This window comes from Anabaena sp. CCY 9402-a, from assembly GCF_963920945.1.
Taxonomy (GTDB): Bacteria; Cyanobacteriota; Cyanobacteriia; order Cyanobacteriales; family Nostocaceae; genus Trichormus; species Trichormus minutissimus.
Map to the genome: position 1 here is coordinate 26,785 of NZ_CAWUDL010000068.1, position 9,927 is coordinate 36,711.

The 9,927-nt window shown below is 40.9% G+C and carries 9 protein-coding genes and 2 tRNA genes; 2 read left to right on the forward strand and 9 right to left on the reverse strand.

The annotated features are described in order from the left end of the window. Positions 1 to 16: 16 nt before the first annotated feature. From ACM0OR_RS21550 to ACM0OR_RS21560, 3 genes are all read right to left on the reverse strand, one after another. Positions 17 to 139, reverse strand: a tRNA-OTHER gene (locus tag ACM0OR_RS21550). Positions 140 to 222: 83 nt separating this feature from the next. Continuing rightward, positions 223 to 363: transfer RNA gene (locus ACM0OR_RS21555), tRNA-OTHER, on the reverse strand. Positions 364 to 878: 515 nt separating this feature from the next. Further along, positions 879 to 1,010 carry a hypothetical protein gene (locus tag ACM0OR_RS21560; RefSeq protein ID WP_414578673.1) on the reverse strand — a complete coding sequence of 44 codons (132 nt, stop codon included), beginning with the start codon at positions 1,008 to 1,010 and terminating at the stop codon, positions 879 to 881. Here ACM0OR_RS21560 and ACM0OR_RS21565 point away from each other — a divergent pair. Further along, positions 1,009 to 1,749 carry a hypothetical protein gene (locus ACM0OR_RS21565; protein WP_414578674.1) on the forward strand — a complete coding sequence of 247 codons (741 nt, stop codon included), beginning with the start codon at positions 1,009 to 1,011 and terminating at the stop codon, positions 1,747 to 1,749. The genes ACM0OR_RS21560 and ACM0OR_RS21565 overlap by 2 nt on opposite strands. A gap of 141 nt (positions 1,750 to 1,890) precedes the next feature. Here ACM0OR_RS21565 and ACM0OR_RS21570 read toward each other — a convergent pair whose 3' ends face one another. Then, a complete protein-coding gene (locus ACM0OR_RS21570; protein ID WP_414578675.1) occupies positions 1,891 to 3,024 on the reverse strand; it encodes a quinone-dependent dihydroorotate dehydrogenase in 1,134 nt (377 codons plus the stop codon). Positions 3,025 to 3,225: 201 nt separating this feature from the next. Here ACM0OR_RS21570 and ACM0OR_RS21575 point away from each other — a divergent pair, with 201 nt between their 5' ends. After that, a complete protein-coding gene (locus ACM0OR_RS21575) occupies positions 3,226 to 6,117 on the forward strand; it encodes a GAF domain-containing protein (RefSeq protein ID WP_414578676.1) in 2,892 nt (963 codons plus the stop codon). 134 nt (positions 6,118 to 6,251) lie between these two features. On the opposite strand, the gene ACM0OR_RS21580 is transcribed toward ACM0OR_RS21575, so the two are convergent. The 5 genes from ACM0OR_RS21580 to ACM0OR_RS21600 form a co-directional block, all read right to left on the reverse strand. Further along, positions 6,252 to 6,935: a glutathione S-transferase family protein gene (locus ACM0OR_RS21580; RefSeq protein WP_414578677.1), complete on the reverse strand. Its 684-nt coding sequence runs from the start codon at positions 6,933 to 6,935 to the stop codon at positions 6,252 to 6,254. Positions 6,936 to 6,999: 64 nt separating this feature from the next. Further along, positions 7,000 to 7,431 carry an acyl-CoA thioesterase gene (locus ACM0OR_RS21585; protein ID WP_414578678.1) on the reverse strand — a complete coding sequence of 144 codons (432 nt, stop codon included), beginning with the start codon at positions 7,429 to 7,431 and terminating at the stop codon, positions 7,000 to 7,002. A gap of 54 nt (positions 7,432 to 7,485) precedes the next feature. Further along, positions 7,486 to 7,875, reverse strand: coding sequence for a tautomerase family protein (locus ACM0OR_RS21590; protein WP_414578679.1), 390 nt, complete (start codon positions 7,873 to 7,875; stop codon positions 7,486 to 7,488). Positions 7,876 to 7,879: 4 nt separating this feature from the next. Then, positions 7,880 to 8,467, reverse strand: a complete 588-nt coding sequence (locus ACM0OR_RS21595; protein WP_414578680.1) for a TetR/AcrR family transcriptional regulator — start codon at positions 8,465 to 8,467, stop codon at positions 7,880 to 7,882. 209 nt (positions 8,468 to 8,676) lie between these two features. Then, complete coding sequence (locus ACM0OR_RS21600; RefSeq protein WP_414578681.1) at positions 8,677 to 9,831, reverse strand: iron-containing alcohol dehydrogenase; 1,155 nt, start codon at positions 9,829 to 9,831, stop codon at positions 8,677 to 8,679. Positions 9,832 to 9,927 lie beyond the last annotated feature (96 nt).

The window sequence follows — 9,927 nt, forward strand, 5'->3', positions numbered from 1 at the left end:
CGGGCAAAAATGAAAGGTGGCAGAGCGGGACTCGAACCCGCAACCTCTCGTGTTGCAGACGATAACCCTCAATTCTTCGGCCTCTTCAGGCAAGTTGTGAATAAGGATAATAGCGTTCTTCCATTTGAACTACCTGCCACATGAAAATTGAAAATTAGTCTGGGCAAGTTGGATGTTACGGAAACCGACACCGCCCACTTTCTACAAAATCTGAAATTGTTTTGGCGCGAGGAGCAGGATTTGAACCTGCGTCCGATGAATTAACGATAACCCTCAATTAGTCGGCCTCTTCAGGCAAGTTTGTAAACCAAGGACTATGGGTTTTACCCCTTTCACTGCTCTACCAATCTGAGCTATCCCCGCTTAAAATTTCAAAATTTAAACTCAGCATGGGCTATGTCCAGCTTCTCTAACAGCACTAATATGGGTAGCAGAGCAGGATTTGCACCTGCATCTACAGAAATTTAATCAAGGGATTGTGAATCAATATATTTCGATAACCCTCGATAGGTCGGCCTTTACAGGCAAGGTGGTCGCTCTGGTATTTGAGCTATCCGCTACCGATTTAGCTAACTCCTTTAGGAATGTCGGCTTGTAGTATTAATGTAGTATATGTAATTTCGACTGTCAAGAGGATGACTAAAATTTTTGTGCAGGTTCTTAGTCAGCACTTTAGTGCTTAATTCCATAAGAACTGTTCGCATCTCGTTCCTAGCAAAACTTGTTTACCTAACCCTCTTTGAATCACTCTAGGCAGATAAAAATCTCAACCCCTTATTTTTCTCTCCCTAGAGTGATAGAAAACGGCTAAATCTATTGTCGAAAAAATATTTTGCAGATTTTTGCCGAAATTATTAGGTTTTTTAGGTTTTTTAGTTTTATACGATCGCAGCTAATGATGATTTTGCTGATTTTTGCCGTAACTTTGCCAAACTATACAAAAACTTGCGCCGATTTTTGCCAATATAATATATTATTTCCCAAAAAATTCGCTTGGCAAAAATCGGCATGAGTGAAAAAACAATAGAAGGTAGCGGGAAAGGCTTTCTCGTTCTCCTTTTGCCAATATCGTTTGTGATTATTTTCCTGGTTACTACCTGGAAATTTTTGCTGGCTTTTCTAGTGTTGCTGATTGGTTTAAATGTATGGCAACAATACCAATGGCAACAGTGGTGTCAGCGAGTTAACCCGATTTTCAGTCAGTTGGTTCGAGAAAATCAGGGCAAGATTACACCTGTAGATTTGGCAATTCGGGGCAACTTTCCCGGCACACAGGCAAAACGCTATCTAGATGGTAAAGCATCTGAATTTGGTGCGAGTATACTACCTGCTGGAGAAACAGGTGAAGTTTATTACTTCATCACTGGCAGTATTCTGGGTAATATTCTTGACAGTAGTGAGCCTGTCAAACAACTAGCAGCGCAACCAGTAACGAAGGAAGCGCGATCGCTCTTAGCAGCACCACCTACACCAGAACCAGTAGCAACAAAACCAGAACCGGAATTACTAGAACCGGAATTACCACCACCAGCAGTTACGGAAGAAGCTAAACAAAAACTAGCAAGACAGTTAGTTTTTGGTTCTTTGATTCAATCAGAATTAGCTAAACGGCTGAATGTTTATTCCAGCACTGTATATAAACGGCGTAATGATCCAGAATTTCCTGAATGGAGTCGCAACCGCGATCCCGATGGTATTGCTTGGAGTTTTTCAGAAACGACTAAGGAGTTCTTTCCAGTGGATGAATGAGTAGTGAGTGCTGAGTGCTGAGTGCTGAGTAGTGAGTGCTGAGTAGTGAGTTAGTTAAGGGTCAATAGTCAATAGTTTTTCTCCTCTGCACCCCCTGCACCCCCTGCACCCCCTGCCCCCCTGCTTCTTAATACTCCCCAGTCACTTGTTAAAGTCCAAACCGATGGCTTCTGAAATGGAACTGAGGCCATTTTGTTCTAACTTGGCTAGCAAACCCTCAAGAATACGGCTGACCATCATTGGACCTTCGTAAATCCAGCCTGTATAAACTTGAATTAGGCTAGCACCAGCAGTAATTTTTGCCCAAGCATCATCGGGGGAGAATATGCCACCTACCCCGATAATTGGCATCTGCCCTTGGGTTTGCTGCCAGATAAACCTAATTACTTCTGTGGAGCGATCGCGTAATGGCGCACCACTAATTCCCCCGGCTTCTTGCTCAGGTGATTTGCCAGTTTTGTCTATCACCTGGGTTTTTAGTCCCTCACGGCTAATAGTCGTGTTAGTGGCAATAATCCCGGCTAGCTGGTAGGTTTTCGCCAAATTAATAATATCCGCGATCGCTTCCCATTCTAAATCAGGTGCTATCTTGACAAATAATGGTTTTCGTGCATTGTTTTCGTTTTGTAGTACATCCAAGATAGAACTGAGCATAGAGGCATCTTGGAGCGATCGCAATCCTGGTGTATTGGGTGAAGAAACATTAACTACAAAGTAATCTCCCAATTCTTTAAGTAATTGAAAACTATATAAATAATCTTCTGCGGCGGCTTCTAGAGGAGTAACTTTCGATTTACCCAAATTAATGCCTATGGGTATGGATGAAGTGTACTCTTGTTTTTCTTGAGCTAACCGTGATGCCATTGCAGCTGCACCACTATTATTAAACCCCATGCGGTTCAGAACAGCTTGATCTAAGGGCAAGCGGAACAAACGAGGATGAGGATTTCCTGGCTGTGCTACAAATGTCACAGTTCCCAGTTCCGCAAAACCAAAACCCAGGCTTGACAAGATGCCAGATGTAACGCCATCTTTATCAAAACCAGCCGCCAAACCGACGGGGTTGGGAAAGTGTAAACCAAATAAATTTTGTTCTAGGCGGTGATTTTTTAGACAGAGAGACTTTTGTAACAGGTTTGGTAGCCAATTATTACCAGCATGATGTTGATGTGATAACCAGCTTAATATCCCTATTGCCTGGTGATGTGACCACTCTGGATCTGCTTTTAATAACTTGAATAAAACCGGACTTATAGCAATTCGATAGATATCCATTGTCAACCCCTTTGGGGAATTAAAAATTAAAAATTAAAAATTAAAAATGGTTTGCGCCAGCATCTATAGTCATTAGTCAGGTTTTATTTTCCCCTGCTTCCCTGCTCCCTTGCTTCTCTGCTTTTTATCCAGAACTTTCAATAAACAATCGAAACAATATTAGTCAGGGCTATTTTATGGGCATCTTATATATTACAAGCTATGTTGACTAATAATCAGATGGGGCTACCACAACCACCTATAGCCGCCGAAGAACAAATTGTTGCCTTAGGACGCGTTTTGCAAAGTCTAAGGGAAGAGGATGATGTTGAAGTTCTGATGGCAATTACTACTTCTTATATTCAACAGCAGTTTAATTACAGTCTGATTTGGATTGCTGTTTACGATCGCATCAAGCATACATTGTTGGGTCAAGGTGGTGTCACCCCTGGAGGCGAGGATAATTTTTTACGCAAACGGTTGATTCTCTGTCCCGGTGACTTATTAGAGCAAGTAGTTATTCAACAGCGTCCCGTGGGAGTAGCGGATATTCGCACTGAAACGAGAATGGGCGAATTGCAAGACTTGGGACAAAAACACAACGTTCGGGGAACAATTATTTTTCCCATACGCTACAAAGACCGTTGTTTGGGATTGCTGTTAATAGCTTCAGAACGCTGGGGTTATTTGATCCCAGAGGAGACTAAAACTAGTGTGATGATTGTCTTAGGCGAATTGGGGTCAATACTTCATCAAAATGAATTTCATTTGCAGCAAAAGCAAAGCAAGCGTCCTGATCAGCCTTTATTAGAATTACTGGACAATTTACATAACTTCAATAATTTAGAAGAAAGACTCAAAGCAGTAGTAGAAGCAACCCATGAATTTGTTGCCCCTAGTCGTACCAATATTTACTGGTTTGATAGGGAAGGACGCTATTTTTGGTGTCGGATCACCAATCAGCTGATGAAAATGAATAGAGATGCACAGCGTGAACAGCCAGCAGCTGGAATGACCGTACAAGAGTTGAGTGATTTTTATTATGCTTTGTCAGTTAACCAAATTGTTTGGATTGGTGACGCTCGTAGTTCCCTAAACAGTCATTTTACTGCCAAGTTATTGCAACGCTGGCGAGTGCGATCGCTCTTGGCTGCTCCAATTATCTGGCAAAAAGACCTATTGGGGTTTCTGGCTGTCGAAGGTATTGAACCGCGCATTTGGTCAGAAGCAGACAAAAATTTTGTTCAAGGTGCGGCGGGTTTAGTCTCTCTGGTAGCTCCAACTGAAAAAATGGAAACTACCATTCAACAAATTAAAGAAGATTCTCAACTCACTAGCCAAGTTGCTCAAGCTATCTACACTCACCAAGACCTCAAAGAAACTTTACGTATTTGTGCCGCCAAGGTATTAACTCGGTTAGGTGCTACCCGCTTTTTAGTTTTACAGTACGATGCTGACCGCAATAACTATCAAGTTATTTATCAAACCCAACCCCATAATCGCCGTCCTTTGACCTTTGCTTTTAGTTTATTGACCGAAACCGATAGGCAAATGTTGAAGTCGGCGAAAACAACCGTAGAAGTTGAGAATTTAGACGAAGATTTACGGTTTTTTAACTGGCGACCATCTTTAATAGAAAATGGAGTGCGATCGCTGTTAGTTTGCAACTGCACTCAAGGTCATCGACCAGAAGCAATCCTGCTAATTACCCACACCAAGCATTACAATTGGACGACCCTCGAAAAAGAACTGTTGTGGATTGTCAGTCAACAAATAGGTGTAGTTTTAAGACAATGGCGACTACTAACCAATAGTGAACAACAGCAAAAAATTGTGCAGAGTATTCAACAATCTCTCTGCATTTTAGAAGAAGCCCATAGTGAAAACACTGAGACAGAAAAAAATTACTTAGAAACTACTACGCTGGCACAAATAGCATCTATTCTTGGCTGTCCTTTAGCTTTAATGTTGTCTTGGTCATCTGGCCAGTCTCAGGCGGAGATTATCCCCGGAGTAACTACTGATAGTCACTTTAATATTCGCACAGATGCACAAGTATCCGTGCAGTCTGAAGCATTGATTCAGTGGGCGTTGTCTAAAGATGGCTACTTAAATCTGAAAGTCGATGATTTACCCCCAGAAACCAAAAAATGGTTAAATTGCCCAGGTGCGGGTAAGGTTTTGGTCATAGCTTTACGGACTGCTGCTATTCATCAACCCACAGGGGTAGTTGTCATAGCAGACCACGCAGAACGCTACTGGCCACAACAAACTTTGAATGCTATAGAAACTCTGATTGAGCAATTAGCTTGGTTGCGTCGTCAACAGCTAATTAGCAAAAGTCTAGAATCTACAACCCAAGAACTACGTCAACTCAATTGGTACAAACATCGACGGTTGGAAGAAGTTCAAAGGACAACAGCACTGCTACTTGGGCAAATTCATGATTTGGGGATTCCTACTAATGAACTAACTCAGACACGCTACCAATTATTGTGGCGACAGTTAGATCACACCAGTACGGCGATGACAGGATTGTTAAAACAAGAGCAATGGCAATTGCACATGAGTGGGGAAACTATGCCCATAGCCAGCTTGTTGAAGCGATCGCTCGAACGCATAGACAATTTAGTTCAAAAACAAAAACTCTGGATTGGGGTTCATGGATTGGGACAATCCACACAAGAACCAGAGTCAAGTAATGGTTCTAGCTTACCAAAGAGTATTAACGCGCCAAGCCATCCCTCTTCAATGGCGATCGTTGGCGACATTATTAAATTTGAATTAATCGTCCATGAATTATTATTGGCGGCCTGTCAACGTTCTGCTCATGGCAGCAGAATTGATATTTGGTGTCGTCGCTTAGATGAACAATTCTTGGAATTATCGATTACAGATAATGGCATAATTGCACCAGAGTTACTAGCAGAACTAGAACAAAAGACTCGTAAGGACGTGCTGACAGAGTGTCATCTCGATCAACTCCCAGGTTTGCATTTATTGATCTGTCAACAGCTAATGCAGCAACTCAAAGGAGAATTACATCTCTATCAGTTACCTGATAATCGAGTAGTCAGCCGCTTACTGTTGCCATTAGCAATCAATAATTCTTAGCAATTTATCTTTTAGCCTGAAGCTAGAAGTCTTAGAAAACATCACGTAAAAATTTCAGAATTTAATGATTCATAGCGATCGCTCCTTTTGTTTCGGTAAGTTAACGAAAGCTAATCCACCCAACGTGAAGATTTTTATTTAGTTTCGTCGGTTTGATTATCTTGATTCATTTCACGTCTACGCAGTTTTACCAAAAATCTCACCCGCCGTTTGAATTCTTCAAAGTCTACATCACTAAGTTTAGTTTTATCCCAGGCTGGGCGTTGATTAATTTGTTCACACCAGTTTTGCAGTTGGGGATAATTATCTAGACTCACACCCAAGTTAGGTAAAAACGGTAAGACTGTTCCAGCAACAATGTCTGCTAGGGTTAATTGTTCACCATTAAAAAAAGTATACCCGCCAATAATTTCTGTCAAAAATTGCAGCACTTTATTTATATGCTCTACGGCTTGTAAGAACTGCGGTGAGTCAGGATTATCACAAATTAGAGTAATTATTTTGGGAAATAATTCATTAGCTGTTACCATTTGCACCATTCTGACTTTCGCCAAGCCTTGAGCATCATTAGGTAACAATGCAGGTGTGAGATATTTCCTTTCTAAATAATCTAAAATCGCCAAAGATTCTATTACCCTAAACCCATCATCTACTACAACTGGGATATGGTGAAATGGATTAATTTCCAAAAATTCTGGCTGTAATTGATCACCATTTAATTTCATTAATATCGGTTCAAATTCAATTTCCTTTTCTAATAAAGTTATCCACACACGCCGAGCATTAGGTGAAAGAGGGGCGTAGTAAAATTTCAGCATCGAAAACTCCTATGTATAATTAAAAAGACCGAATGGTTTGTTAAACTATAAAAAATTTAGCTGGTTAAATCTGCTGAGATTGACAATATTTCTGTTTTAATCCTTCTGGTATGGGAATTGGACGACTACTTTCTAAACTCATAAAAGCACCTTTTTGTGTAGCTGATGCGGCTAATTTGTTGTTAGCTAAAATTTCGGCTTGTACAGTCCATTTTAAGCGTCCTAAATTACTTAACCATAAGCGGCCAATCACTTGATCAGTTAGCTTAATTGGGCGTTTATATTCAATTTCTGTTCCCGCCATAATTGGTGCATATCCTTGCTCAAGCTGTTGCTCAAGTTGCCAGTGTTCTTCTAAAAATTTTAGGCGTAAATCTTCTAGCCACCTGATATAAACTATGTTGCTCACAATGCCGACAAAATCTATATCATAAGTTCTTACGGGTATACTTAATACTACTTCTAACGGCCTATGAATTTTGTCAGTTGTTAGCATGATTTCTCCTCAACATCACATAAAGACCATTCGGTCTGTAAAGCTATAAAAAAATTAAACTTCTACTTTGTAGTTAAGTTTTAATTCGTCACCTGGTAAACCCCTAATCCCCCAGTTGGATTTAGGCGTTTCAAAAATGGTGATTTCAATATCATCTACTGAAATATTCAATTTTATATTAATCTTTTGAATCAACAACCGAATTAGCTGTTTTTTAGTTGCAACTGAACGCCCATCAAACATACTAATTTCTATAATCAGATAATTATCTGATCTATCTGATGGGTAATAAAAGTCAGATTTATCTAATGGAAAAAAGCGATGAAATCTTTTCTCTGGAGCAATTTGCAACCCTTCAATTAGAGCAGCATGAATGATATTTGATAGTTCTGCTTTAATTGGGTTGAGCTTGTCAGATAAACCATAAACTTTAATTTGTACCATTGTGTTAAAGATGAGTTTCTATGTACTGATTGAGATGATTAACTGCTCTTTGCATATAAATATTATCTCCATATAACTTGCTCATCATAATTGAACCCTCTAAGGTTGCAGTTATAATACTGGCGATTTCATCGGCATTGATTCCTGGTTGAATTTCACCCTTTTCTATGCCAGTTTCAATAATGCGGCGAATGAGATTGAGCCAAGCTGTCATGGCCTGTTGAGTGCGTTCTCTTAAAGCCGGATGAGCGTCATCACTTTCAACAGCAGTATTCAGTAGGGGACACCCTCCTGGGATGGGTGGATTTTCTACAAAGCTGCTAAATACGTTAACGATCGCCTTTAAACGACCAATGGCATGACGTTCATGGCGTAATGCTAACCTGTAATGTTTGCTGACACAAGCGATCGCATAATCGAAAGCCTGTAATGCTAATTCATCTTTGCTTGGGAAATGATTGTAAATTCCTCCCTTCTGTAATCCAGTCACCCGCATAATGTCAGAGATAGACGAACCCGCATACCCCTGTTGGTTAAACAGTTCGGCTGCTTGTTGGATAATCCGAGCTTTTGTTTCTTCACCTTTGGACATTAAAAGTATTTAAGACCGATTGGTCTGATTAAGACTATCACCATATATTGAGGATAGTCAACCCAATTAAAAATGTAAAATTAAAAATTGCAATCAGTGGGGGCTTGTACCCGCCACTAATTGTAGACAACTGAATCTTCTCGGAGCGTGTCGGAGAAAGATGCTCTAAGCGTAGCTATACCGCAGGCTTTACGTAAAATCCAAAATCCCTAAGCCGAGAGAGTTAAAATCTTCTCCACAACTTGAGAATCTACATCTTGCTGTTCGCCCAAAACTGCCAAACCGTGCTTTCGTAGGCGTTCGATAATTGCAGGAATGCTTTCTAAGCCTACACCGTAGTCAGATAGATGAGTGCGGACACCGACAGATTCAAAGAAGTTGCGAGTTTGAGCGATCGCTTGTTCTACGCGTTCGGCTTCGCTACCATCAACTATGTTCCAGACGCGTTCTGCATATTGTAGAAGCTTTTGCCATTTGCGATCGCGTCTCACAGAGAGGGTACTCGGTAGCACAATCGCCAAAGTTTGAGCATGATCTAAACCGTGTTCCGCCGTCAACTCATGACCAATCATGTGAGTCGCCCAATCTTGCGGAACTCCCGCACCAATTAATCCATTGAGAGCCATTGTTGCACACCACATCACATTAGCCCGTGCATCATAATCGTGGGGATTAGCTAAGGTTTTTACCCCCTCCTCAATCAGCGTTTTTAAGATTGACTCCGCCATCCCGTCTTGTAATGGTGCATTGGCGGGATAAGTCAAATACTGTTCCATGACATGGGTATAAGCATCAACAATCCCATTACCAATTTGTCTTGGAGGTAAGGAAAAAGTCGTTTGTGGGTCAAGCACAGAGAAACGAGGAAATACCAAATCACTGGTAAAGTAGAGTTTTTCTTGTGTTTCCTCCTTAGTAATCACAGCACCTGTATTCATCTCCGAACCAGTAGCTGGAAGGGTTAATACAGTACCCAAAGGTACAGCCGCAGTCACAGGTGCTTGCTTAATGAGGATGTCCCAAGGATCGCCTTCAAAGTGAACCGCCGCCGCAATAAACTTAGTACCATCCAGAACTGAACCGCCACCCACCGCCAGCAGAAAATCAATCCCTTCTTGACGTACCAATTCCACAGCTTTCATCAATGTTTCTAAGCGGGGATTAGGTTCAATTCCACCGAACTCAAACACATTCCGTCCAGCTAAGGTAGATTTAACTTGATCGTAGACACCATTGGTTTTGATGCTACCTCCACCGTAAGTTATAAGAATTTTGGCATCAGCCGGAATCTCAGCACCAATATTGGCAATTTGACCTTTACCAAAGAGGATTTTAACTGGGTTATAAAAAACAAAGTTTTCCATGAGTGCTTAAACTAAGGATTAAGATTGCGCCTTAAGTATTGTAATAGACCTATCTTTAAAATAAATTTTATAGGAAAATAAACAGAGAAGATAAAA